This is a genomic window from Pseudomonas sp. TE3786 (genome assembly GCF_054057335.1).
The window spans coordinates 22,002-46,613 of the sequence record NZ_JBSRZF010000003.1; the positions used below are offsets into that span (position 1 = coordinate 22,002).

The following is a 24,612-nucleotide window of genomic DNA, read 5'->3' on the forward strand; positions in this document are numbered from 1 at the left end:
GAGAGACCTATGCGCGAGTACCTTGACCCCGGCCGCTTCATTGATAGTGACCACCCCCTCGTAGTTGAGTTCGCAGAACTTAATCGCGGTGAAAGCCCCGAGCTGCGTGACCAGGCGGTCAGTCTTTACTACGCCGTGCGCGATCAGATTCGCTACAACCCCTATAGCTTCAGCCGCGATCTCGACACCTTGAAAGGCAGCGCCGCCGTGCTCGCCGGGGAAAGCTATTGCGTGCCCAAGGCCACTCTGCTGGCGGCCTGCGCCCGGCATTGCGGGATTCCTTCACGCATTGGCCTGGCGGATGTGCGTAACCATCTGTCCACCCCGCGCTTGCTCGAAGCGCTGCGCAGTGAAGTGTTCGCCATGCATGGTTACACCGAGCTGTACCTTGAGGGGCGTTGGGTAAAAGCCACCCCGGCGTTCAATCTGACCCTGTGTCAGCTGTTCAAGGTGGCACCGCTGGAGTTCGATGGGCTGACCGATAGCGTGTTCCAGCCTTACAACCAAGCCGGCCAGCGGCATATGGAATACCTGCTCGACCACGGCCAGTTTGCCGACCTGCCGGAGCAGCTGTTCTTCGCCCATCTGCAGCATTGCTATCCCCATCTGTTCGCTGACGACGCACCACTGGTGATGGGTGATATGCACAAGGAAGTGGCCGGCTGAAACCGGCGAACCATGAAGCGCCTCGATAGCTAACATCAATTTCCAGCTCTGTTTTCTTTGGCTCAGGCAGGTAGGATGCCTGGGCGGAAATTTCAGACATACAAGGAAACCACCGGATGTTGACGATTTGGGGTCGCAAGAATTCCACGAACGTGCGCAAAGCGCTGTGGGCCGCCGAAGAAGTGGCCGTGCCTTACCAGCGGCACGAGGCGGGCGGTGCTTTTGGTGTGGTCAACGAGCCGCACTACCGCGCAATGAACCCCAATGGCCTGGTGCCGGTGATTGAAGACGACGGCCTGGTGCTATGGGAGTCCAACGCCATCGTGCGTTACCTGGCCGCGAAGTATGCCGACGGCGTGCTGTATGCCAAGGACCCCGGCGAGCGCGCCCAGGCGGACAAATGGATGGACTGGACGGCGACTTTCGCCCTGCCGTTTCGCGATCTGTTCTGGGGCACCCTGCGCACGCCACCCGAGCAGCGCAATCCCGAGGTTATCGCCGCGGCGCTCAAGCGTTGCGCCGAGCTGTTGGCGGCGCCTGAGCAGGCCTTGGCCCGCCAGCCTTACCTCTCCGGTGCCAGCTTTGGCATGGGCGATATTCCGCTAGGCTGCTTTATCTATGCCTGGTTCGAAATGCCCGTCGAACGTCCCGAGCAACCGAATTTGCAGGCCTGGTACGAGCGCCTGAAACAACGCCCGGCATACCAGGCTGCGGTGATGACGGCGCTGACTTGAGCCAATACCCATCAGCCCGGGAAACTGTTTAGCTGGCTTCCGTTCTGGCGATAAACTGCGCCGCCTGTTTCCCGTTCCAATTTTCCAATTCAAGTGTGTATTTCCTATGAGTTCTGCCCTGTCTATCCGTGGCCTGACCAAGACGTACGGCAACGGTTTTCAAGCATTGCACGGCATCGATCTGGATGTAGCCGAGGGTGATTTCTTCGCCTTGCTCGGCCCCAACGGTGCCGGTAAATCCACCACCATCGGCATTCTGTCGACCCTGGTGACCAAATCCAGCGGCACGGTCAACGTGTTCGGCCATGACCTCGACCGCGAACCCTCGCAGCTCAAGCGCTGCCTGGGCGTGGTGCCGCAGGAATTCAACTTCAACCAGTTCGAAAAAGTCTTCGATATTGTCACCACCCAGGCGGGCTACTACGGCATTCCGCTGCGCATAGCCAAAGAGCGCGCCGAGCAGTACCTGACCCAGTTGGGCCTCTGGGACAAGCGCAACTCGGCCTCCCGCGAATTGTCCGGTGGCATGAAGCGCCGCCTGATGATCGCCCGCGCGCTGATTCACCAACCGCGTCTGCTGATTCTCGACGAGCCCACGGCCGGTGTGGACATCGAACTGCGCCGCTCGATGTGGACCTTTCTCACCGAGCTCAATCAGCAGGGCATCAGCATTATTCTCACCACCCACTACCTGGAAGAGGCCGAACAGCTGTGCCGCAATATCGGCATCATCGACCACGGGCGGATCGTCGAGAACACCAGCATGCGCAAGCTGCTGCAGAAGCTGCATGTGGAAACCTTCCTGCTCGACCTGAAAGATTCGCTGACCTTGCTGCCGAACCTGCCGGGTTACCCGGCCCAATTGGTCGACGACCACACGCTGTCGGTACAAGTGGAAAAAAGCCTGGGCATCAGCGAGCTGTTCCGCCAACTGGCCGAGCAGAACATTCAGGTGCTGAGCATGCGCAATAAAACCAATCGCCTGGAGGAGCTGTTCGTGTCCCTGGTGGAGAAGAACCTGGCGAAGGTGGCGGTATGAAGCCCGAGTATCTGAACAGCGAGCTGCAGGCCAACTGGGTTGCCCTGAACACCATCGTTTACCGTGAAGTGCGCCGTTTTATGCGGATCTGGCCGCAAACCCTGCTGCCGCCAGCCATCACCATGGTTCTGTACTTTGTGATCTTCGGCAACCTGATCGGCCGGCAGATCGGCGATATGGGTGGCTTCACCTATATGCAGTACATCGTGCCCGGTCTGATCATGATGTCGGTGATCACCAATGCCTACGGCAACGTGGTGTCGAGCTTCTTCGGCAGCAAGTTTCAGCGCTCGGTGGAAGAGCTGATGGTGGCGCCGGTGTCGCCGCACACCATTCTGATCGGCTATGTAGTGGGTGGGGTACTGCGCGGCTTGGCGGTGGGTTTTATCGTCACCTTGCTGTCGTTGTTCTTTACCAAGCTGCAGGTGCATCACCTCGGTGTCACCGTGCTGGTGGTGCTACTGACGGCGACGATTTTCTCGCTGTGCGGCTTTATCAATGCCGTATACGCACGCAACTTCGATGACATCTCGATCATTCCGACCTTCGTGCTGACGCCGCTGACCTACCTTGGCGGAGTGTTCTACTCGATCAACCTGCTGCCGCCATTCTGGCAGACCGTGTCGCTGGCCAACCCGGTGCTGCATATGGTCAACGCCTTCCGCTATGGCATTCTCGGTGTGTCGGATATCCGTATCAGCATTGCCATTGCCTTTATGCTCGCCGCCACCACCGTGCTGTATATCGCCTGTGTGCGCTTGCTGGTCAGCGGTCGCGGGATGCGCCAGTAAGGCTGGCTGTCGGTTAAAAAAACGCGGCAAGTTGTATACACTTGCCGCGTTTTTTCATTCAGGTCGCCGCCATGCATTCCGCTGTCGAACATTCCCCCCTGGGCAAGGCCAGCGAGTACATCGCCACCTATACGCCGTCCTTGCTGTACCCGATTCCCCGCGCGCCGAAATGGGCCGAGCTGGGCCTGACGGCCGAGACCTTGCCCTACCAGGGCGTGGATTTCTGGAATTGCTTCGAGCTGTCCTGGCTGCTGCCTTCGGGCAAACCGGTGGTGGCAATTGGCGAATTCGCTATCCCGGCCGACTCGCCGAATATCATTGAATCCAAGTCCTTCAAGCTGTACCTCAACTCGCTGAACCAGAGCGTGTTCGCCACGGCGGTCGAGTTGCAGGCGGTGCTGGAAAAAGACCTCAGCGCAGCGGCCGGCAAGCCGGTAGCTGTGCGCGTGCGCAGCCTCAGCGAGGTGGAAACCGAGGGCGTCAGCGCTTTGCCTGGCCAGTGCATCGACGAGCTGGATGTGGTCATCAGCAACTACGCGCAGCCGCAGCCGGAACTGCTGCGTTGCGACAGCAGCCGCGTTGTGGAAGAAAGCCTGCACAGCCACCTGCTGAAATCCAACTGCCCGGTCACCGGTCAGCCGGATTGGGGCACGGTGGTGGTCAGCTACACAGGCCCGGCCCTGGATGCCGCCAGCCTGTTGGCCTATCTGGTGAGCTTCCGCCAGCACGCGGATTTCCATGAGCAGTGTGTGGAGCGGATCTTTCTCGACCTGCAACGGTTGCTGAAGCCGGAGAGTCTGACCGTGTATGCGCGCTATGTGCGCCGCGGTGGGTTGGATATCAATCCGTACCGCAGTTTGGCGGCGATCCAGCCGGACAATCGGCGGTTGGTTCGTCAGTAGAGCAGTCGCCGCTGACCGGAGCGCCGTACCGGCCGCTCCCACAGGATCCCGCTATTCCTAGGAGCGGCTTCAGCCGCGATGCTGTTAAACAAGTAAAAAGCCCCGCAGATGCGGGGCTTTTTAATGGGCGGGAGGTTTAGATCCCCATACTCACCAGGCTCTGCACAATGTTGCGCAAGGTGCCGGCAATGGTCGGGTGTTCCACTTCAAAGCGTTCGACGGCAAGGTTTACGCCATCCACCAGATTGGTGTCCGGGGCGCTGGCTTCCCGTTCCAGTTGCAGTTCGATCTGTTGCGCCAGGGCGACGAGTTCTTCGCGTTGCTCGGCGGAAACCGGGGGCTGGCTTTGCAGTTGCTCGCGCAGTAAGTCCAGTTGGTGCTGCAGTTCGCGGGCAGGCATGGTGTTTCTCCCTCTGTGATTGGCAACAGCATTGACCTTGGGCCCGAGCCAAAGGTTCTAGTCTTGAGGGTAATCCAAGGCCCGGCGCTTTGCCTGATCCAGGGCAGACCAAGATGTAACACTGTTAGGGTTTTTCCCCTTTGTGCCGGCGCTGGGCAAGGTCGGCCAGGCTGGGACCGAGGTCGGCCAGTTGATCGACTACCGAGTGCACCCCCAGGCGATACAGGCTTAGTGTGGCCTGGGCGCGCAGATGGTCGCGTTCGGCGGCGGGCAAGGCCTGCCAGTCGGCCGGTGCCTGGCCGCATAACGGCCCGCAGGCAGCCAGACCGACCGTCCACAACCCAGCGTTCAAACCCGCCTGCAACAGACGCGGTTCGCCGCTGATCAGCACGCAGCCTTCGAGGTTGTCCACCTCCAGCGCCGACAGCGACTGCCAGCAGGCATCCGGTGCCGGCCAGGGGCGGGCGGCGCTGTTGTCGGTGCCGCGCAGCCAGGCGGGCAGGGCGCTGGCCAGTTGCGTGCTGGCATTGGCCGGCAATTCATCCAGCCAGGCGCAGGGCACTCCTTGTTGCTGCAAGGTTTGCAGCACATGCAGGGCACCGGGGGTGGCCTGGGCATGCTCATTGGCGCAGTCCTGCAGGGCTTGTTGCAAGGTCGAGAGGTCGCTGCTGTGGGGTTCGCGGCCCAGGGCTACGCTCAGCGCGGCATGGGGCGACAGTTGCGGACAAACCTGATTGGCCGCCTGCGGATAAAGACGTTGCAACGTGACGGGTAGGGTGCGGGCACCAAAATCGACCAAACAACCGGATAGGCCAAAGAGAACAGCGGTGAAGTCGGCGGAAGATGAAGCGAGTGCTGGCATGACGCGCATCCGGATCGGGGGTTCTAGGCAAACTAGTCACTGCCGATGACGCGACGATGAATACTTTATGACAATTACCGAGAAATCCTCGCGCCAGCGCAGTTTTTTCTCGGTTGTATCAGCTGCCCAACCCCGAATGCAGCCCTTATACTGTGCGCCTTTTGCGCCAGCGCCTATGCTGGCAAAGCGCGCTTGTCGCGATCCCTTATTTGTGTTTGGAGCCTTGCAATGGATGTGTTTGCCAGCAATTGGGCCACGCGGTTTGGCCAACTTTGCCTTTGCGCCGGTTTGGCGTTGCTGTCCCAGCTAACCCTGGCAGCGGAAAGTGACCCCTGGGAAGGCTTCAATCGCCCGATCTTCACCTTCAACGACACCCTCGACACCTACGCCCTCAAACCTCTGGCCCAGGGCTACCAGGCGGTGACTCCGCAGTTCCTCGAAGACGGCATCCACAACATCTTCAATAACGTCGGTGACGTCGGCAACCTGGCCAACAACCTGCTGCAGGGTAAGGTCGAAGCCGCTGGCGTCGATACCAGCCGCGTACTGTTCAACACCACCTTCGGCCTGCTTGGTTTCTTCGATGTGGGCACCCGGATGGGCCTGCAGCGCAGTGATGAAGACTTCGGCCAGACCCTCGGTGCCTGGGGCTTGAACAGTGGCCCGTACCTGGTTCTGCCGTTACTGGGCCCAAGCACCGTGCGTGACGCCTCCGGCAAGATCCCGGACAGCTTTCTGGAACCCTACCCGTATATCGATGACGTACCGGCGCGCAACGTTGCCCGAGGCCTGGACCTGATCGACACCCGTGCCAGCCTGTTGTCGGCCGAGAAATTCATTAGCGGCGACAAGTACAGCTTTATCCGCAACGCCTACCTGCAGATGCGCGAATTCAAAGTCAAAGACGGCCAAGTCGAAGATGATTTTTAACGCGCTGCTCTTGTAGGAGCGGCTTTAGCCGCGATGGCTTAGAAAAGAGCATCGCGGCTGAAACCGCTCCTACGAGGCGATGTTTTGATCTATAAAAAAGGCGACCTTCAAGGTCGCCTTTTTTATTCGCTGCGGAATTACTTCATCGACAGAATCGCCAACCCCAGGGATTGTTTGCCGCCATCCAGTGCGCTGGCACGGATAACTTCGGCTTCGGCGTCGAGACCGCGTAGTTCGTTGTGTTCGGATGCGATGTGGACGCGAACCTTGTCGCCCACCTTTACATCGCTCTCAGCTTCCAGCTGCATGCCGGTGCTGGACAGATCGAGGCAGAGGGCCGCAATGTCGCGGCCGGCGTATTGAAGGGTAACGGGTGCTTCCAGGCGCATACGGATGTAGTCGCGTTTTTCGGTGTAGGCATGATCACTTTGGCTCATTGACCCGCTCCTCTGGTTTTTATGGACTCTCCGGTGGCCCTTATAACCTTGGCCTCTTTCAGCTGTAAAGGCATCAGACGATGATCGGCGCAAGCTTGAATCGCCGCACGGATGGGAGTACCGTCTGCGCCTTGACATGATCTCCCTAGTACACGCGTCCCGGCTGATCGGCCTGACGTACACGCCAACCACCCCTGGCGCCGTTTGCCTGGTACCCCATGCACAATTCCAGTGCCTCGCTGCTGATTATTGATGACGACGAAGTAGTGCGCGCCAGCTTGGCTGCCTACTTGGAAGACAGTGGCTTCAGCGTTCTGCAAGCTAGCAACGGCTTGCAGGGTCTGCAGATATTCGAGCAGGAAAAACCTGACTTGGTGATCTGCGACCTGCGCATGCCGCAAGTCGATGGCTTAGAACTGATCCGCCGGATCAACGCGCTTGAGGTGGATACGCCGGTTATCGTCGTGTCCGGAGCAGGCGTGATGAGCGATGCGGTCGAGGCCTTGCGCCTGGGCGCCGCCGACTACCTGATCAAACCCCTTGAAGACCTTGCCGTGCTCGAGCACTCGGTGCATCGCGCCCTGGATCGTGCCAATCTGCGCCTGGAAAACCAGCGTTATCGGGAAAAACTGGAAGTCGCCAACCGCGAGCTACAGGCCAGCCTGAATCTGCTGCAGGAAGACCAGAACGCCGGTCGCCAGGTGCAGATGAACATGCTACCGGTGACGCCCTGGAGCGTTGACGGCCTGCAGTTCGCCCACCAGATCATCCCGTCGCTGTACCTGTCGGGCGACTTCGTTGATTACTTCCGTCTGGACGACCACCGCATCGCCTTCTACCTGGCCGACGTTTCCGGCCACGGCGCATCCTCGGCGTTTATCACGGTATTGCTGAAATTCATGACCACCCGGCTGCTGTATGAGTCGCGCCGTGGCGGTCAGCTCCCCGAATTCAAGCCGTCCGATGTGCTCGGGCACATCAATCGCGGCCTGATCAATTGCAAACTCGGCAAGCACGTCACCATGTTGGGCGGCGTGATTGACGAGCAGAGTGGCAAGCTTACGTACAGCATCGGTGGGCATTTGCCGCTGCCGATCATGTACAGCGAAGGCAAGGCGCATTACCTGGAAGGCCGTGGCCTGCCAGTGGGCTTGTTTGATGAGGCGACTTACAACGATCACGTGATCGATTTGCCCGAATCCTTCAGCCTGACTTTGCTTTCCGACGGCATTTTGGACCTTTTGCCGAGCGACACACTCAAAGAAAAGGAAGCGTTGCTACCACAGTTGGTGTGCACGGCGGGTGGCAGCCTGGATGGCTTGCGCCAGGTGCTTGGACTGGCCAATCTCTCGGAGATGCCAGATGATATCGCCTTGCTGGTGTTAAGCAGGAACCTTGCATGATCTGTATGACCGCGCGCCATATGAGCCGTATGAAGGGCACCGTTGCATGAGTACCGGTAGAATTCAGTTTGCTGAGCAGGACGGAACATTCGTTCTCAAGTTTGTGGGTGAAGTGCGCCTGACGCTTTGTTCGGCGTTGGACACCACCATCGAGAAGATTTTCACCGCGCTGAACTTCTCGTCCATCGTCATTGACCTGACGGAAACCCGCAGCATCGACAGCACTACCCTCGGCCTGCTGGCCAAGCTGTCGATTCTGTCGCGGCAGAAGATCGGCCTGTTGCCCACAGTGGTCACCACCCATGCGGACATCACCCGTCTGCTGCAATCCATGGGCTTTGATCAGGTGTTCAATATCGTTGACCAGCCGTTGGCTTGCCCAGGCAGCCTGGCGGATCTGCCGTCACAGGACCAGTCGGAAGAAGTGGTGAAAGCCAAGGTGCTGGAAGCGCACCGCATTCTGATGGGCCTGAACGAATCCAATCGGGAAGAGTTTCACGACCTGGTGAGTGCGCTGGAACGCGGTTAAAACCCTATTCCGCAGCATAAAAAAACGCGCGAGAGCCGATGGCCCTCGCGCGTTTTTGTTTGCTCAGCGTTTGGCGGCGAGCAGTGCTTCGAGTTTTTCCTGGTCACGGGCGAACTGGCGAATGCCTTCGGCCAGCTTCTCGGTGGCCATTGCGTCTTCGTTCATGGCCCAGCGGAAGCTGCTTTCGCTCGGCACTTGCTTGGTTTCGCCGGGGTTGCCGGCGCGCAAGACGCGTTCCAGCGAACCGTTGTCATCCGCCAACTGTTGCAGCAGTTCCGGGCTGATGGTCAGGCGATCACAGCCGGCCAGTTGCTCGATCTGGCTGAGGTTGCGGAAGCTCGCGCCCATCACTACGGTGTCGTAGCCATTGGCCTTGTAGTAGTTGTAGATGCGCGTCACCGATTTTACGCCCGGGTCTTCGGCCCCAACGAAATCGCGGCCTTCGGCCTTTTTGTACCAGTCATAGATACGACCCACGAATGGCGAGATGAGGAAGATCCCGGCATCGGCGCAGGCGGCCGCCTGGGCAAAGGAGAACAGCAGGGTCAGGTTGGTCTGGATACCGGCACGCTCCAGTCGTTCAGCGGCGCGAATGCCTTCCCAGGTCGAGGCGATTTTGATCAGGATGCGCTCGCGACCCACGCCGGACTTTTCGTACAGCTCCACCAGGCGATAAGCGCGCGCCAATGTGGCGTCGGTATCAAAGGACAGTCGAGCATCCACTTCGGTGGAAATACGCCCCGGAATCACCTTGAGAATGCCCTGGCCCACCGCCACGCCAAAACGGTCGCTGGCCAGGCCCAGGTCGCCATTGCAATCGGCCACGGCCTGATTGAGCAGCTCGGCGTAGCCAGGCATGGCTGCGGCTTTGAGTAGCAGGGAAGGGTTGGTGGTGGCGTCGACAGGTTTCAGGCGGGCGATGGCATCGATATCGCCCGTGTCAGCAACCACGGTGGTGAACTGGCTGAGTTGTTCAAGCTTGGAGGTCATGGCGCGGCCTTGTGGTAACGAATGCAACGAGTGCCTAGACCTTACCCGAGCCGCCAGCCCCGCTCAACGGCTGGAACGTGACATTCAGCGGTGTTTTTGACGTTACCGCCCCTGCGCGCCAGTTTGCCGACAAAAAACCAACAGCCCCGGTATAGACGCCTGGCAAACCAGACGCCCATAACGGGGCTGCGGGGGTGATGCGGGGTTTAGCGGGTAGCGACTGCAGCGGGTGCCTGCCAACCGCCGCCCAGGGCTTTATAGATCGCCACGATGCCGTGATAGACCTCGACTTCTGCCAGCGCCTGGGCGTCTTCGGCGGCCAGACGCTCACGTTCAGCGTCGAGCAGCACGAGGAAGTCCGAGGTGCCTTCGCGGTAGCGAATCGATGCCTGTTCGGCCGCCGCGCGGCTGGCTTCGCTCTGACGCAGCAACGAGACCAGGCGCTCCTGGCGTTTGCCGTAATCGCTGAATGCGTTTTCCGACTCTTCCAGGGCCACCAGCACTTGCTGCTCGTAGTTGGCCAGGGCGCCATCGGCATCGGCTTCGGCGCCGCGCAAACGGGCCCGTACGCTGCCCAGGTCAAACGCCGCCCAGCTGATCGTTGGCGCTACGCCCCAGGCGCGAGCGGCCGAGGAACCCAACTGCGAACCGCGTGCCGAGGTAAAACCGAGGAAACCGGCAACGTTCACCCGCGGGAACAGGTCCGCCGTGGCCACGCCAACATCGGCAGTCGCCGCTGCCAGTTGCCGCTCGGCAATGCGCACATCGGGACGGCGACGCAACAATTCAGCCGGATCACCAATAGGCAGCGCCTTGGCAATCGCCGGAATCGGCCGTGGGCTCAAGTCCACGGTCAACTGCTCCGGCCGCTGCCCAAGCAAGGTGGCGATACGGTTACGCGAACGGGCTTCCTGGGCTTGCAGCTGCGGCAGGGTGGCCTCGGTGGCCGCCAAGCGCGCATCGGCACGTAGCACGTCCAGCTCGCTGCCAACGCCCGCTTCACGCATGGTGTCGGTAAGGTCACGCGACTCCTGCTGGTTTTTCAGGTTGCTGCGCGCAATGTTCTCGCGCAGTTGCGCACCGCGCAGCTCGCCATAAGCATCCACCAGCTCGGCAATCAGGCTGACTTGCAGCTGATACAGCTCGGCTTCGGCGACATCCTGCTCGGCGTCGCTGGCTTCCAGTTGGCGCTGGATGCGGCCGAACAAGTCGACCTCCCAGGCCATATCCAGGCCCAGGTCATAGCGCTCATTGCGGACGCGGTCGTCGGTGATGCCGGGTTGCTGGGCCTTGCCGTTTTCACTGCTGGCGCGGCTGCTGACCACCGGGAAGCGGTCGTTGGCAACGTCATCCCGAATGGCGCGAGCTGCTTTCAGGCGGGCGAAGGCCACACGCAACTCGCGGTTTTCCAGCAACGACTGGCTGACCAGTTGGTTCAGGGTCGGGTCATCAAACTGTTGCCACCAGGTCACTTCGAATTTGCTGCGGTCGTAGTTGCCCTGGGCGGCGGCCAGCTTGGCTGGCTCGGTTTCCGGCGCTTTATAGTCCGGGCCCACGGCACAGGCGCTAAGCGCCAGTGCAAGGAGGGCGGGGGTGAAGGCTTTCAAGCTCATGCGTGTGCCTCCAGTGCAGGCGCTTTGGGTGCTTTGCGGGCTTCGCGGCGTTCCACGAAGTTGCGGATCAACACATAGAACACCGGGGTCAACAGCAGGCCGAAGAAGGTCACCCCGAGCATCCCGGAGAACACCGCCACACCCATGGCATGACGCATTTCCGCACCGGCGCCGCTGGAGAACACCAGGGGCACCACACCCATCACAAAGGCGAACGAGGTCATCAGGATCGGCCGCAGACGCAGACGGCAGGCTTCCAGTACCGCAGCCAGCGGGGTCATGCCTTCCAGCTGTTTATCCTTGGCAAACTCGACGATCAGAATCGCGTTCTTACAGGCCAGGCCCACCAGTACGATCAAACCGATCTGGGTAAAGATGTTGTTGTCGCCACCGGACATGATCACCCCGGTAATCGCCGACAGCAGGGTCATCGGTACGATCAGGATCACCGCCAGCGGCAGGCTCCAGCTTTCGTACTGCGCGGCCAATACCAGGAAGGCCAGCAGTACGCAGAGCGGGAACACGAACAGCGCGGTATTGCCGGAGAGGATTTGCTGATAGGTCAGGTCCGTCCACTCGTAGGTCATGCCGTTGGGCAGTTCGTCTTTGAGCAGTTTCTCCATGGCTTTTTCCGCTTGCCCGGAGCTGTAGCCAGGCGCTGCGCCACCGTTGATTTCCGCCGTGATAAAGCCGTTGTAGTGCATCACCCGATCCGGCCCGGAGGTGTCGCTGACCTTGAGGAAGGTCGCCAGGGGGATCATCTCGCCCAGGTTGTTGCGCACTTTCAGCTGACCGATCTGCTCGGCTTCCATACGGAACTGCTGCTCGGCTTGCACATTCACCTGATAGGTACGGCCGAAACGGTTGAAGTCGTTGGCATACAGCGAGCCCAGATATACCTGCAGGGTGTCGAAGATGTCGCTGATGGCCACGCCATGGGTCTTGGCTTTTTCCCGGTCAATTGCCGCGTCCACCTGAGGCACGTTCACCTGGTAGCTGGTAAACAACCCAGCCAGCTCCGGCACCTTCTGGCTCTTGGCGATGATGTTCATGGTTTCGTTGTACAGCTCTTCGTAACCCAGGCCGCCACGGTCTTCGATCTGCAGACGGAAGCCGCCGATGGTGCCCAGACCCTGTACCGGTGGTGGCGGGAAAATCGCCATATAGGCTTCCTGAATCCCGGCGTACTGGGCGTTCAAGGCTCCGGCAATGGCCCCGGCCGATTGGCTTGGGTCTTTGCGCTGGTCGAAGTCCTTCAGGGCGACGAACACGATGCCGCTGTTCGGGCTGTTGGTGAAACCGTTGATCGACAGCCCGGGGAAGGCGATGGCATTGGCCACGCCTGGCTGTTTCATCGCCAGTTCCGACATCTGTTTGATCACCGCCTCAGTGCGGTCCAGGCTCGCGGCATCCGGCAATTGCGCGAAGGCCACCAGATACTGCTTGTCCTGCGCCGGTACGAAGCCGGTTGGCGTGCTGGCGAAGCCGGCGTAGGTCAACGCCATCAGGCCGCCATACACCACCAGCGCGATACCGCTGCTACGGATTACCCGCGCCACGGTGCCGACATAGCCACCGCTGGCCTTCTCGAAGAAGCGGTTGAAAGGCCCGAACAACCAGCCGCCCAACAGCTTATCCAGCACCTTGGTAAAGCGGTCTTTCGGCGCATGGTGATCCTTCAGCAACACCGCGGCCAAGGCTGGCGACAGGGTCAGCGAGTTAAAGGCCGAAATCACGGTGGAAATGGCGATGGTCAGGGCGAACTGTTTGTAGAACTGCCCGGTAAGGCCGGAAATAAAGGCCGCCGGAATAAACACCGCACAGAGCACCAACGCTGTAGCGATGATCGGCCCGGTCACTTCACGCATGGCGCGCTTTGTAGCCTCGACAGGTGCCAGGCCCAGACCGATATTTCGCTCAACGTTCTCCACCACCACGATGGCGTCGTCCACCACGATACCGATGGCCAATACCAGGCCGAATAGCGAAAGCGCGTTAAGCGAGAAGCCAAACAGATGCATCACGGCAAAGGTACCGATCAGCGAAACCGGCACCGCCACCAACGGAATGATCGAGGCGCGCCAGGTCTGCAGGAACAGGATTACTACCAGCACCACCAGAATCAGGGCTTCGAACAGGGTGTGTACCACCGCCTCGATGGAGCCGCGCACGAAGATGGTCGGGTCATAAACGATGCTGTAGTCCATGCCTTCCGGGAAGCCTTGCTTCAGCTCTTCCATCTTCGAACGCACTTCGTTGGAGATTTCGATGGCGTTGGAGCCAGGGCGCTGAAAGATCGGAATGGCCACTGCCGGATCGTTGTTCAGCAGCGAACGCAAGGCGTACTGGCTGGAACCCAGCTCAACCCGCGCGATGTCTTTCAGACGGGTGATTTCACCGTTTTCGCCGGAGCGAATAATGATGTTCTCGAACTCTTCCTCACTCACCAGACGGCCCTGGGTGTTAACCGAGAGCTGGAAACTGGTGCTGCTAGGCGAGGGTGGCGCACCCAGTTGGCCGGCCGCTACCTGACGGTTCTGCTCGCGAATGGCGGTTACCACATCGGTAGCGGTCAGGTTGCGCGAAGCGGTTTTGTTCGGGTCCAGCCACACCCGCAGGGAGTAGTCGCCCATGCCGAACAGCTGCACATCACCGACGCCGCCCAAGCGGGCCAACTCGTCCTTGATATTGAGCAAGGCGTAGTTGGACAGGTAGAGCATGTCGTAGCGCTTATCCGGCGAGGTCAAGTGCACCACCATGGTCAGGTCCGGCGATGCCTTGTCGACCGTAATACCAATGCGCGTGACTTCTTCCGGCAGCTTGGGCTGGGTCCGGGTTACCCGGTTCTGCACCTGCACCTGGGCATTGTCCAGGTCGGTACCCAGGGCGAAGGTGATGGTCAGGGTGATCTTGCCGTCGGCGGTCGACTGCGAGGACATATACAGCATGTTCTCGACGCCAGTAATCGCCTGCTCCAGCGGAGCGGCGACGGTTTCACCGATGACTTTCGGGTTGGCACCGGGGAAGTTGGCGCGTACCACCACGGTAGGCGGCACCACTTCCGGGTATTCGCTGATCGGCAGCTGGAACAGCGAGATGGCACCGGCGATCAGGATCAGCAGCGATAACACTGCGGCGAAGATCGGCCGTTGAATGAAGAACTGGGAAAAATTCATCGCAATAATCCTTGAGCCAAGGGCTTAGCCGCGCGCCGGAGCAGCGCTGGCGAGCTTCTGCTGCACGACTTTGTCGTTCTTGGCTTGCGCCGCGTTGTTGTCTTCCAGCGCCTGGCGTTGTTGCGCCAGGGCGGCGATGGTGGCGTCGCTGGCCATCGGTACCACTTGCGGTTCAACCGGCGAGCCCGGGCGAGTACGTTGCAGGCCTTTCACCACGATCTGGTCACCCTTGGCCAGACCGTTGCGCACGATGCGCAAGCCTTCCAGCTTCGGCCCCAGCTCGACGGCGCGGTAGGCGGCCTTGTGCTCGGCATCCACCACCAGGACAAACTTCTTGCCCAGGTCCGTGCCCACGGCTTCGTCGTTGATCAGGGTGGCGTTGTACGTGGCGCTGCCGACCAGCTTCAGGCGGGCATACAGGCCAGGGGTGAAGCGCCCGTCGCTGTTGTCGAATACCGCGCGACCACGGATGGTGCCGGTCTTCGGGTTTACCTGGTTATCGACAAAGTTCATCTGGCCCAGGTGCGGGTGGCCGTCTTCGCCGGTGAGGCCCAGATACACCGGGCTGTTCTGGCTGCGCTGACCATGGCGGGCGAGCTCGTTGTACTTGAGCAGAACGCGCTCATCGACATCGAAGTAGGCGTACACGCGGTCGGTGGAGACCACGCTGGTCAGCAGGGTTTGCCCGGCGTTCACCAGGTTGCCGGCGGTGATTTCCGCACGGCTGACACGGCCATCAATCGGCGCGGTGATGCGGGTAAAGCTCAGGTTGAGGCGGGCGTTTTCCAGCTGCGCCTGGATATTCGCCACGCCGGCGCGAGCTTCTTGCGCGGCGCTGGCACGGGCATCGGCCAACTCCGCCGAGATGGCGTTGCTGGCACGCAGACGCTCACCACGCTGGGCTTCGTTTTCAGTTCGGCTGAGATTGGCGCGGACTTGCTGCAGCTGGGCTTCCAGGCTGCGCACTTCGGCTTCGAAGGGGCGCGGGTCGATCTGGAACAGCAGGTCGCCTTTCTTCACCAGCGAGCCTTCGGTGAAGACCACCTTGTCGATATAGCCGGAAACACGCGGGCGGATATCCACGGCTTCCGGCGCTTCCAGGCGACCGGTGAATTCATCCCACTCATTGATCGGCTGTTGCAGTACCTCGGCAACGCTGACCTTGGCGACAGGCAGCTGGGCCGTGGCTTCCGGGGCTTTACCGCACGCGCTGATAACCACCAGGGCGAGGGCGGCCAAGGGGTAACGTAAGGCTAGAAGGGACTGGTGCATCGGTAGGACTCCGCCATAGGTTTTTTAGGATGGGCGGAGTGTGATGGCGCAATGAGACGTCAGACGAATCGAACAAGCCGAACTTGGATATCAATATTAATGATGAATGGTTCATCTGACGGTAATAGTACGAGCCATGCTGTTGATCTCGTAGGAGCGGCTTCAGCCGCGATCCCTGCAAACGGCAAGATCAAGGGCATCGCGGCTGAAGCCGCTCCTACAAGACCCTATCAGAGCAAGCTATCCGGATCAGACACAAACATGGTGATCCGCGAGCGCAACCAGCGCTCGGCCGGGTCATTGTCCTGCGCGCCCCGCCAGGCCATGGACAGCTCGAAGGTGCGCTCGGGTATGCCTTCCGGCACGTCTTCGGCCCGCACGCCGCCAGTGGCAGTCAGCGCCGCCGCCGTATAGTCCGGCACGATGGTGAGCAAATCCGTGCCCGACAGCAGCGTCCCCAGCCCATTGAACTGCGGCACCGCCAGCACCACTTTGCGTTTACGGCCGACCTTTTCCAGCTCCTCATCGATAAAGCCATTGAGGTCGCCAGCAAAGGACACCAGCGCGTGGGGCCGCGCGCAGTATTCATCGAGGGTCAGCTTGCCCGGTGCCGAATCGGCCCGCAGCAACTGTGGTTTGCTTTTGCGCAGCGTCTTGCGCTTGGCGTTGGCGGGGAGCTCGTCGGTATAACTCACGCCAACCGAGATCTCGCCGGAAGCCAGCAGATTGGGCATCAACAGGTAGTTGGCGCGGCGCACCACGATCACCACGCCCGGTGCTTCAGCACGAACGCGGCGGAGCAGGGCGGGAAGAAGTCCGAACTCAACGTCGTCCGAGAGGCCTATACGAAAGACCGCATTGCTGGTCGCCGGGTCGAATTCCGAAGCGCGGCTGACCGCGGTGGAGATCGAATCCAGTGCTGGTGAGAGCAAACCGAAGATCTCCGAGGCCCGCGCCGTAGGCTCCATGCTACGACCGGTTCGCACAAACAGCGGATCGTCGAATAAACTGCGCAGCCGCGACAGCGCCGCACTGATGGCGGGCTGGCCGAGAAACAGCTTTTCCGCCGCACGGGTCACGCTGCGTTCGTGCATCAGTGTCTCGAACACGATCAGCAAATTGAGATCGACGCGGCGGAGGTCGTTACGATTCATTCAGCGCTACCCTGTACCAGAAGTGCTCTGGAGCTGTTCCCTGGAGCGAAAGGCTGACGGGCGGCGAGGCTGGCGTCAAGCGGTGCCATCATTGGCATTTATGTCGACTATTGATAGATGCGGGTGGTTTTGCTGGTAAAGCCCCGATAAAGTCCGTGGCCATTGGGAGTCCACATGCGAGGTGAGCGATGTCCCGTGTAATCCGATTCCATCAGTTCGGCCCAGCTGAGGTCTTGAAGCTGGAAGAACAACCCACCGCACAACCGGCGGCTGGAGAGGTATTGCTGCGGGTTGAAGCCATCAGCGTAAGCTGGCACGACGTGCTCTGGCGCCAGAACCTGGCCCCCAGCCCGGCCCGTTTGCCGGCCGGTATCGGTCAGGAAGTGGCCGGCGTGGTTATCGCCGTCGGCGCTGGCGTGGACGATCTGCAAGTCGGCGACAAAGTCGCCAGCTTCCCCGGCCACAGCGCCAACCAATACCCCGGCTACGGCGACGAACTGGTACTGCCACGCGCCTCGTTGACCCGTTACCCCGACGACGTGCTCAGCCCGGTCGAAGCCAGCGGCTTCTACACCCCGCTGCTGATCGCCTATTTTGCCTACGTGGAACTGGCCAAGGCCAAAGCCGGCCAGACCGTGCTGATTACCGACGCTGCGCATTGTTCCGGCCCGGCGTTCGTGCAACTGGGTAAAGCTCTGGACCTGCGCATCATCGCCGCCACCAAGGACCCGGAAGACCGCGAGTCGTTGCTGGCCCTGGGTGCCGACAAAGTGATCGTCACTGAAGAGCAGGACCTGGTCGCCGCCATCAACAAATACACCGACAACCGCGGTGTGGATGTGGTGCTCGATGGCCTGGGTGGTCCGCAGATGTGCTTGCTGGGTGACGTGATTGCCCCGCGTGGTCGCCTGGTGTTGTACGGCCTGCAAGGCGGCAACCAGACCCCATTCCCGGCCTGCGCCGCGTTCCAAAAGAACATCCAGTTCTTCGTGCACTGCATCGGTAACTTTACCGGCAAGCCCGAACTGGACATTCCGCCAGACCAGGAAGCCGTGGCCAATGCCCTGACCGCGCTCAACCAACTGGCCCGCGACCGGGTGCTGCAACCGCGAGTAGAGAAGGTATTCGCCTTCAACGACTTCGTCGAAGCCCACCGCTACATGGAAAAATGCCCGAAACAGGGACGTGTAGTGATCGAAGTAAACGACTGACCCTTGGTAGGGCGAATACCCGTTCGCGGGTATCCGCCGCCGATGTCAAACCGAGAAGGCTATTTCCCCCGCAACAACTCACCCGCCTGGTCGAGCAACGCCAGCGGGTCCGCCGCCTTGTGAATGTCCACCGACAACATCTGGCGAAACTTCCGCGCCCCGGAAAACCCCGTCCCCAACCCCAACACATGCCGCGTCACGTGGTGCATCACACCGCCACTGGCCACGTGCTTGGCGATATAAGGCCGCAACGCCTGCAACGCCTCAAGGCGGGTGATCACCGGGGCCTCACTGCCAAACAACTGCTGATCCACCTGCGCCAGCAGATACGGGTTGTGATACGCCTCGCGCCCCAGCATCACCCCATCAAACGTCTGCAAGTGCGCCTGGCACTCCTCCAGCGTCTTGATGCCGCCATTCAGCACAATCTCCAACTCTGGAAAATCCGCCTTCAATTGCGCGGCTACGTCATAACGCAGCGGCGGAATCTCGCGGTTCTCCTTCGGCGACAACCCCGCCAGAATCGCAATACGCGCATGCACGGTAAAACTGCGGCAACCGGCTTCCTTCACCTGCCCAACAAAATCCGCCAGCTCGGCGTAACTGTCGCGGCCATCGATGCCGATCCGGTGCTTCACCGTCACCGGAATCGACACCGCATCGCGCATCGCCTTCACGCAATCGGCCACCAGGGCCGGGTGGCCCATCAGGCAAGCGCCGATCATATTGTTCTGCACTCGGTCACTGGGGCAGCCCACATTCAGATTCACCTCCTGATAACCCGCTTCCTGCGCCATCCGCGCACACGCCGCCAACTCAGCCGGCACGCTGCCGCCCAACTGCAACGCCAACGGGTATTCGGCGACATCATGCTGAAGGAACCGTTGCGGGTTATCGCCACGTAGCAACGCGCCGGTGGTGACCATTTCGGTATAGAGCAGGGCGTTTTTCGAGAGCAGGCGCAGGAAGAACCGGCAGTGGTGGTCAGTCCAATCCATCATCGGCGCCACGCTGAAGCGGCGGGAGGGTTCAGGGCTGGTACTGGCTGGTGTAAGAGCGATTTCGAGAGGCATGTAGAAGGGTCTGGTTTTGGCTGATTGGCCCGTTTGCAGTCATTTTTTCGATACAAGTAGACACTCGAAAAATGGTTGGCAGCGCTGGCGGCGAAGTTAACGCCATCGCGCAGATCTGGCAGGGGCGTGGTGGGCGGGAAGTTTATCAGGAAACGCTCTGCGCTCGACCGCAAACAGACCGGCCTGCCTGCTGAGCAGGTTTGTTCCGGCGACTTGCCAAGTCCTACAAGGAATACGGTTGATAAAATTACCCCCTGAGGGTAATTTTAAGGAGAAGTAAATCGCTATGGAAAAAAGCAAACCGCATTACAGCCTCGTAACGATTCAGGCCGACGTTTCCAGGCTGGGTGTTGCAGCCTTCACTAAAACAGCATTGGACGGTGGCCGAGCCATGGGGCTGAGCAGTGCCGCGATGCTGGATGTGATTGGCGCGCTCCGCCGTAGTGACTTTTATAAATCGATGACGACGCACGCAGACCACACCATCTGGCACGACGTGTACTTTCCCACGCTGCCTGATGGCGTCGTGCTGTATGTGAAGGTGACCTACCGGCTGCAAGGGCCACCCGTAATTTCCTTCAAGAGGAGGACGCAATGAACAAGCACGTTTGTGTTAGCTGCGGCGCAGCCCAAGGCATGACCCACTTCGAAAATCGTACCTTCGCCGTCACCTACCAGTTACTGAGCCGCGATGTGCCCGGGCTTTCTGGTTGGGAGTGCGCCGCGTGCGGTGAAGTTGAATTCGACGCGGAAAGCGCCCATCGGTACGCGAAGGCGGGCGATCAGCTTCTTGAAGATGCCAAGCAAGCCGTGGCCGAGGAAATGAAGCGAATCCGCAAGAAGTTGCACCGCACGCAGCGGCAGATGATGGCGATTGCTGGCGGCGGTCATAACGCGTTTTCCCGCTATGAACGCGCGGAAGTGGAGCCGCCGCAGCCGTTGGTTGTGCTGATGACGCTGCTGGACCGTCATCCCGAGTTGTTGGCGCAGATCGAGGAGATTTTCAGTGATGGCGGCAATGTGGCGATCACCCATCTGGTCGCCGAAAAGGAAAAAGCCCGGCTTATGGGCTAGGCCAAAAGGTGCCTCGGTAGGTGCCTTTTTTATGCCCGGCGTTTTACGCCACTTTATCCAAAAGCTGCTGCGCATCGAGCAGCTTGCGCAACAACGGTTCCATCAAGCACTGCAACCGTCCGCCATCCAACTGCCGGTTGTGCGCTGTGCCCGGCAGTTCCACTAACAGTTCAAAGGCACCGCTCAAATGGTTCAGCTGCGAACCGACAGCCTTCAAATGCTGCAGGTCTTCGGTAATCCTGGCCAGTTCGTGGAGGTGAGCGGCGAGCGCTGGGCTATCGGCACTCAGCAGAGGGGTCAGTTGCCTGTGCAACTCGGTAAGGCGGGCGAGGCTTTGATTGAGCATGGGAAAACTCCTTTGGTTGTCGGCCTTGCTCACCCCACGATTTCCCCGGAACATGCTCCCCCCAACCCACCATGCTCAACCCAGCGCAGCGTGCGGTTGCCAGATTGTTTTGCTGAGGAGGTCGCGTGCTGCAATGGCTTAAGAACTATCGTCGCGACATGCTCGTGGGGGACATCAGTGGCGGGCTGCTGGTGGCCTTGATGATGTTGCCGCAGGGCATGGCCTACGCCTTGATGGCCGGGCTGCCGGCGGTGGTGGGGCTGTACGCGAGCATTGTGCCGGCGCTGGCGTATGCGCTGGTGGGGCGCAGTGCCATTCAGTCGGTGGGACCGATGGCGATCACCTCGTTGATGACCGCTACGGCGTTGGCGGGGCTGGCGGCGCCGGGGTCGGCGGAGTATGTGCTGTTGGCGGCGCAACTGGCCTTGTTGGTCGGGGTGCTGTTGTGTCTGTGTGCCGCGTTGCGTTTGGGCTTTCTCAGCAATCTGCTCAGTCGTCCGGTGTTGGCGGGTTTTACCTGTGCGACCACGCTGTTGATCATCCAGGCGCAGTTGCCAGCTCTGCTTGGGGGGCCGCTGGTTGCGCCCAATCGCGCCTCATGCCTGCTCGGGCTGAGCACCCTCGGTCTGCTGTTGCTGGCGCGTTATGGCCTGCCGCCTGTGTTGCAACGTCTGGGCCTCAGCGCCAAGACCGCCGTTACCCTCAGTCGCCTGGCACCGGTGATCAGTTTGGTGTTGGCTGGATTTCTGGTCAGCGCGCTGGAGTGGCAGCAGGCAGGGGTGCAGGTTCTGGGCGCGCTGCCGGCTGGCATGCCAGCGCTGCAATGGCCGGTTGGCGCTGGGCATTGGCGTGAACTGGCGACCCCGGCGCTGCTGATCGCCTTTATGGTGTTTCTCTCCAGCCAGTCGGTGGCGCAGATGGCGGCCGAGCAGCACCGCGGGCGTTTCGACAGTAACCATGAGCTGTTCGGCCAGGGTGCCGCCAACCTGGCGAGCGCGTTGTTTTCCGGCTTTCCGGTGAGCGGCGGGTTGTCGCGCTCCGCGGCGAATATGGCGGCCGGGGCCAATAGTCAGTTGGCCAGTGTAATCAGCGCCGCACTGCTTATGGTCGCGTTGTGGAGTGCCCCCGCGTGGCTGGCCTGGCTGCCGTTGCCGGCGCTGGCGGCCACCATCATTGTGGCGGTGCTGGGCATGTTCGACCTCGGCAGCCTGCGCGCTGCCTGGCGTTATGACCGGCGCGACGGTATCGCCTGGCTGGCGACCGCCGCTGGGGTGCTGACGCTGGGTATCGAGGCGGGTGTGTTGATCGGTGTGCTGGTGTCGGTTGGCAGCCTGCTGGCCCGTGCCAGTCGGCCGCATATCGCGGTGCTCGGGCGCATGCCGGACGGCCAGAGCTTTCGCAACGTCCAGCGTTATCAGGTGCAGACGCTGGACAACGCGCTGTTGCTGCGGGTGGATGCCGGTCTGTTCTTCGGCAATGCCGGGGTGGTGGTGCAACGGGTGGAGCAACTGCTGCCACCGGCGGCTGAGCATGTGGTGCTGGTGATGTCGGCGGTCAACCTGGTGGACTACTCCGGGCTGCTGGCGCTCAGCGAGCTGAATCGCAATCTGCTGGAGCGCGGGGTGAAGCTGCATCTGGCGGAAATCAAAGGGCCGGTGATGGACCGACTGCAGCACAGCGCGTTGATTCAGCAGCAGCTCAGTGGTCAGCTGTTTGGCACCACCTCTGCCGCGTTCAGCCATCTCAGCCAGGGCTGAACGCGCGGTCAAACGTAACCGTTACGGGCGTCGAACCACCGGGTCGGTCGGGCCTTTGCGTTTTTCTGCCGCCAGCTTGTAGGCCACATAGTACTTGTAGATGTTGCCTACATAGTCGACGGGCTCACGCCCCACCAGGCGGGCAGCGGCATGTTCGACGTTGCCGAACCAGACATTGGGGTCCAGCCCCGATGCCTGGGCCAGGCGGCGGAATTTGCGCAGGTTGCTGGGGCCGGCGTTGTAGGCGGCGAAGGTCATCAGCATCTTGTTGCGTGGGGTCAGTCCGGGGTCGTTGAGGTAGGTGTCGGCAAGCAGGCGCATGTACTTGCTGCCGGCCTCGATGTTCCTGTCGGCGCTCTTGTCCACCCCTTCAATAGCCACGCCCGGGTCGGCAGCGGTGGACGGTAGCAGCTGCATCACGCCCACTGCGCCGGCCGAGCTGCGCACGTTCTGGTTCAGCTGGGATTCCTGAAAGCCCTGGGCCATAAGCATCAGGTAGTCGAACGAGTAGGTATCGGCATGCTTTTGAAACAGCCCGACCATTTCCTCAAACTTCTGCATCTCGGCGTCCGAGGTGGCATCGACCAGTTGCTTGCCGTCGCTGACGTATTTGTTGCGCAGTGAGTTGCCGAACAAGGTGCCCAGCTTGTGGGTCTTCACAAAGGCCGCCAGCTCCTGTTTCAGCCGCGGGCTGCCTTTGCGGATCGCCCAGGCAAACTGCGCGCTGTTATCCAGATAGAAGCTGTCCTGAATCTGCATCTGGGTGTACAGCGGGCTCCAGGCTTCGGCGATATAGCGGTCGACGACCGTGGCCTCGATCAGGCCGGCGTTGACCATGGCCAACAGGTCTTCGGGCTCCAGGTTTTCGTCGGCGGCGTTGATCCGGACCGGTGCCAGGCCCTTGGCCTTGAGCCTCTGGTTGAGGCTGTTGAGGTGTTCGAAGTAGCTGCTGGAGGCGCGCACCATCACTTCACGGCCGGACAGCGCTTCAATGTTCTGCAGCGGCGGGCGGCCTGGCGCGATCACCACGGCTTCACGAATATCGGTGGCGAAGGGCGCGGCGAAATCCACGCGTTGCAAGCGGCCCTCGGTAATGGTCAGGCCGCCGGCGGCGATATCGCCGGCACCTTCGAGCAGCTTGGGAATCAGCTCGTCACGCGCCACGGGAATAAACAACACCCGCCATTGCAGCGACTTGCGTTTGAACGGGTGCTTTTTATTCAGCCAGACCTCCAGGGCCTTGCCGAATTCGTAGCTGATCCCTTGTTGATGGCCCTGGTCAACCGCAAAGAAGGTGCGGCTGTACGGCACCAACAGGCGCACTACGCGGTGCTTTTGCATGCCGTTGAAATCGCCGATCCAGTTGTCCGGCACATGCAACACCATGGCCTCGACCTGCGCTTCGTCCTGGGGGCTCAATTGCAAGCCCGTCAGCGGTATTTCAATGGCCTGAACCGTCACGCACGACAACAGCAATACCGCGGCCAATAACGTCTCGACCCTTTGCTCGAACCTGTTCATGCTGCTCCCGCCAAAATTGGCAAAAAGAGGGTTACGCGTTTTTATTGGTACTCAGCGGATAAAGCCGCTCAGGTCACTGCTCAGGGCGTTGATGGCTTGGTTGAAGTCGGCGGGGCTGATCTGCACCGCGTCATTTGCCAGCTTTTTGCCGAACACTTTGCGCACTGCGCGCACCACCGGTTGGTGGCTGTGCGGATCGAGCAGCATGGCTTCCACATAGAGTTCGCTGTTTTGATCCCGCTGCCCGGTGGCGGCGCTGATTCCGCCGAGCACGGCGGTAACCGGCAGCACCTCATACCAGCGCATGCCCTCGGGCGAGGCACTGACGCCGGTGATCGCCGCCTGCAGCACCAATACCCGCGCACCGGCGGGCGTCGGTTGCAGGGTGGTGATCACCCGATAGCGGGAGGAGAGGGCTTTGACCACCGCCTGGTTGGTGGTCTGCTGCAATTGCTGGAAGGTGTTGGCATTGATCCGGTCCGTCGCTCGGGGTGCCGGGTACAGCTCCAGGCCATCGAACAGCACGGTGTCGAACGCTGCCGGACTGAAGTCGGGCGCTACCCAACGCAGGGTCGGCTCGCCGCTGGAAGCGACGGTGGGTTGCAAGACGTCGTAGCGATCCAGATAACCGGAGTACTGATCTTCCTCGGTTATCTTCGATGTGCAGCCAGCCACTACCAATACGCTGAGCGCCACGCCCAGCAAGCCATTCCTTGATGCATCCATACGTTA

24 protein-coding genes are annotated in these 24,612 nt (G+C 60.7%); 12 read left to right on the forward strand and 12 right to left on the reverse strand.

Going from position 1 to position 24,612, the window contains the following annotated elements; all coding sequences use genetic code 11:
* The first annotated feature begins 9 nt into the window (after window positions 1-9).
* From ACVW0Y_RS04510 to queF, 5 genes are all read left to right on the forward strand, one after another.
* Window positions 10-666, forward strand: a complete 657-nt coding sequence (locus ACVW0Y_RS04510; protein ID WP_457436367.1) for a transglutaminase-like domain-containing protein — start codon at window positions 10-12, stop codon at window positions 664-666.
* 116 nt (window positions 667-782) lie between these two features.
* On the forward strand, window positions 783-1,400 hold the full coding sequence (locus ACVW0Y_RS04515; RefSeq protein WP_457436368.1) for a glutathione S-transferase family protein: 618 nt from the start codon (window positions 783-785) through the stop codon (window positions 1,398-1,400).
* Between the two features lie 106 nt (window positions 1,401-1,506).
* Window positions 1,507-2,439 carry an ATP-binding cassette domain-containing protein gene (locus ACVW0Y_RS04520; protein WP_457436370.1) on the forward strand — a complete coding sequence of 311 codons (933 nt, stop codon included), beginning with the start codon at window positions 1,507-1,509 and terminating at the stop codon, window positions 2,437-2,439.
* 11 nt (window positions 2,440-2,450) lie between these two features.
* Window positions 2,451-3,230 (forward strand): ABC transporter permease, encoded by a 780-nt coding sequence (locus ACVW0Y_RS04525; protein WP_457436770.1) that lies wholly within the window; start codon window positions 2,451-2,453, stop codon window positions 3,228-3,230.
* Between the two features lie 71 nt (window positions 3,231-3,301).
* A complete protein-coding gene (gene queF / locus ACVW0Y_RS04530) occupies window positions 3,302-4,132 on the forward strand; it encodes an NADPH-dependent 7-cyano-7-deazaguanine reductase QueF (protein WP_457436372.1) in 831 nt (276 codons plus the stop codon).
* Between the two features lie 136 nt (window positions 4,133-4,268).
* Here queF and ACVW0Y_RS04535 read toward each other — a convergent pair whose 3' ends face one another.
* Together ACVW0Y_RS04535 and ACVW0Y_RS04540 are read right to left on the reverse strand one after the other, a co-directional pair.
* Complete coding sequence (locus tag ACVW0Y_RS04535) at window positions 4,269-4,532, reverse strand: DUF4404 family protein (RefSeq protein ID WP_457436374.1); 264 nt, start codon at window positions 4,530-4,532, stop codon at window positions 4,269-4,271.
* 124 nt (window positions 4,533-4,656) lie between these two features.
* The gene (locus ACVW0Y_RS04540) at window positions 4,657-5,394 is read right to left on the reverse strand and encodes an HAD family phosphatase (RefSeq protein ID WP_457436375.1); all 738 of its coding nucleotides are present in this window, start codon (window positions 5,392-5,394) and stop codon (window positions 4,657-4,659) included.
* Window positions 5,395-5,622: 228 nt separating this feature from the next.
* On the opposite strand from ACVW0Y_RS04540, the gene ACVW0Y_RS04545 reads away from it, so the two are divergent.
* On the forward strand, window positions 5,623-6,324 hold the full coding sequence (locus ACVW0Y_RS04545; protein WP_457436376.1) for an MlaA family lipoprotein: 702 nt from the start codon (window positions 5,623-5,625) through the stop codon (window positions 6,322-6,324).
* Window positions 6,325-6,461: 137 nt separating this feature from the next.
* On the opposite strand, the gene ACVW0Y_RS04550 is transcribed toward ACVW0Y_RS04545, so the two are convergent.
* A complete protein-coding gene (locus tag ACVW0Y_RS04550; protein ID WP_457436377.1) occupies window positions 6,462-6,761 on the reverse strand; it encodes a PilZ domain-containing protein in 300 nt (99 codons plus the stop codon).
* A gap of 218 nt (window positions 6,762-6,979) precedes the next feature.
* On the opposite strand from ACVW0Y_RS04550, the gene rssB reads away from it, so the two are divergent.
* Both rssB and rssC read left to right on the forward strand, forming a co-directional pair.
* Complete coding sequence (rssB, locus tag ACVW0Y_RS04555; RefSeq protein WP_457436378.1) at window positions 6,980-8,164, forward strand: two-component system response regulator RssB; 1,185 nt, start codon at window positions 6,980-6,982, stop codon at window positions 8,162-8,164.
* A gap of 46 nt (window positions 8,165-8,210) precedes the next feature.
* Window positions 8,211-8,693 (forward strand): anti-sigma factor antagonist RssC, encoded by a 483-nt coding sequence (gene rssC / locus ACVW0Y_RS04560; protein ID WP_457436379.1) that lies wholly within the window; start codon window positions 8,211-8,213, stop codon window positions 8,691-8,693.
* A 63-nt stretch (window positions 8,694-8,756) separates the two neighbouring features.
* Here rssC and tal read toward each other — a convergent pair whose 3' ends face one another.
* The 5 genes from tal to ACVW0Y_RS04585 form a co-directional block, all read right to left on the reverse strand.
* Entirely contained in the window at window positions 8,757-9,683 is a 927-nt protein-coding gene (gene tal / locus ACVW0Y_RS04565; protein ID WP_457436381.1) for a transaldolase, read from the reverse strand.
* Between the two features lie 206 nt (window positions 9,684-9,889).
* Window positions 9,890-11,296, reverse strand: coding sequence for an efflux transporter outer membrane subunit (locus tag ACVW0Y_RS04570; RefSeq protein ID WP_457436382.1), 1,407 nt, complete (start codon window positions 11,294-11,296; stop codon window positions 9,890-9,892).
* Window positions 11,293-14,472: an efflux RND transporter permease subunit gene (locus ACVW0Y_RS04575; RefSeq protein WP_457436383.1), complete on the reverse strand. Its 3,180-nt coding sequence runs from the start codon at window positions 14,470-14,472 to the stop codon at window positions 11,293-11,295. Before ACVW0Y_RS04575 ends, ACVW0Y_RS04570 begins: the two co-directional genes overlap by 4 nt.
* Before the next feature lie 24 nt (window positions 14,473-14,496).
* Complete coding sequence (gene mexE, locus ACVW0Y_RS04580) at window positions 14,497-15,744, reverse strand: multidrug efflux RND transporter periplasmic adaptor subunit MexE (RefSeq protein ID WP_457436384.1); 1,248 nt, start codon at window positions 15,742-15,744, stop codon at window positions 14,497-14,499.
* A 230-nt stretch (window positions 15,745-15,974) separates the two neighbouring features.
* Window positions 15,975-16,898 (reverse strand): LysR family transcriptional regulator, encoded by a 924-nt coding sequence (locus ACVW0Y_RS04585; RefSeq protein WP_457436385.1) that lies wholly within the window; start codon window positions 16,896-16,898, stop codon window positions 15,975-15,977.
* 188 nt (window positions 16,899-17,086) lie between these two features.
* On the opposite strand from ACVW0Y_RS04585, the gene ACVW0Y_RS04590 reads away from it, so the two are divergent.
* On the forward strand, window positions 17,087-18,109 hold the full coding sequence (locus tag ACVW0Y_RS04590) for a zinc-dependent alcohol dehydrogenase family protein (RefSeq protein ID WP_457436387.1): 1,023 nt from the start codon (window positions 17,087-17,089) through the stop codon (window positions 18,107-18,109).
* Window positions 18,110-18,168: 59 nt separating this feature from the next.
* Here the strand turns inward: ACVW0Y_RS04590 and dusA are convergent, their stop codons facing one another.
* Window positions 18,169-19,182: a tRNA dihydrouridine(20/20a) synthase DusA gene (gene dusA / locus ACVW0Y_RS04595; RefSeq protein WP_457436388.1), complete on the reverse strand. Its 1,014-nt coding sequence runs from the start codon at window positions 19,180-19,182 to the stop codon at window positions 18,169-18,171.
* Window positions 19,183-19,468: 286 nt separating this feature from the next.
* Between dusA and ACVW0Y_RS04600 the strand changes: the two genes are divergently transcribed.
* On the forward strand, window positions 19,469-19,780 hold the full coding sequence (locus ACVW0Y_RS04600; RefSeq protein ID WP_457436390.1) for a type II toxin-antitoxin system MqsR family toxin: 312 nt from the start codon (window positions 19,469-19,471) through the stop codon (window positions 19,778-19,780).
* Window positions 19,777-20,256 (forward strand): type II toxin-antitoxin system MqsA family antitoxin, encoded by a 480-nt coding sequence (locus tag ACVW0Y_RS04605; RefSeq protein WP_457436392.1) that lies wholly within the window; start codon window positions 19,777-19,779, stop codon window positions 20,254-20,256. The genes ACVW0Y_RS04600 and ACVW0Y_RS04605 overlap by 4 nt, the downstream gene beginning before the upstream one ends.
* A 43-nt stretch (window positions 20,257-20,299) precedes the next feature.
* Here ACVW0Y_RS04605 and ACVW0Y_RS04610 read toward each other — a convergent pair whose 3' ends face one another.
* Window positions 20,300-20,635 (reverse strand): hypothetical protein, encoded by a 336-nt coding sequence (locus ACVW0Y_RS04610; protein WP_457436394.1) that lies wholly within the window; start codon window positions 20,633-20,635, stop codon window positions 20,300-20,302.
* Window positions 20,636-20,727: 92 nt separating this feature from the next.
* On the opposite strand from ACVW0Y_RS04610, the gene ACVW0Y_RS04615 reads away from it, so the two are divergent.
* Window positions 20,728-22,359 (forward strand): SulP family inorganic anion transporter, encoded by a 1,632-nt coding sequence (locus tag ACVW0Y_RS04615; protein WP_457436395.1) that lies wholly within the window; start codon window positions 20,728-20,730, stop codon window positions 22,357-22,359.
* A gap of 21 nt (window positions 22,360-22,380) precedes the next feature.
* Here ACVW0Y_RS04615 and ACVW0Y_RS04620 read toward each other — a convergent pair whose 3' ends face one another.
* Entirely contained in the window at window positions 22,381-23,880 is a 1,500-nt protein-coding gene (locus tag ACVW0Y_RS04620; protein WP_457436397.1) for a transglycosylase SLT domain-containing protein, read from the reverse strand.
* A 51-nt stretch (window positions 23,881-23,931) separates the two neighbouring features.
* Window positions 23,932-24,606: a DUF3313 domain-containing protein gene (locus tag ACVW0Y_RS04625; RefSeq protein ID WP_457436398.1), complete on the reverse strand. Its 675-nt coding sequence runs from the start codon at window positions 24,604-24,606 to the stop codon at window positions 23,932-23,934.
* Window positions 24,607-24,612: the final 6 nt, after the last annotated feature.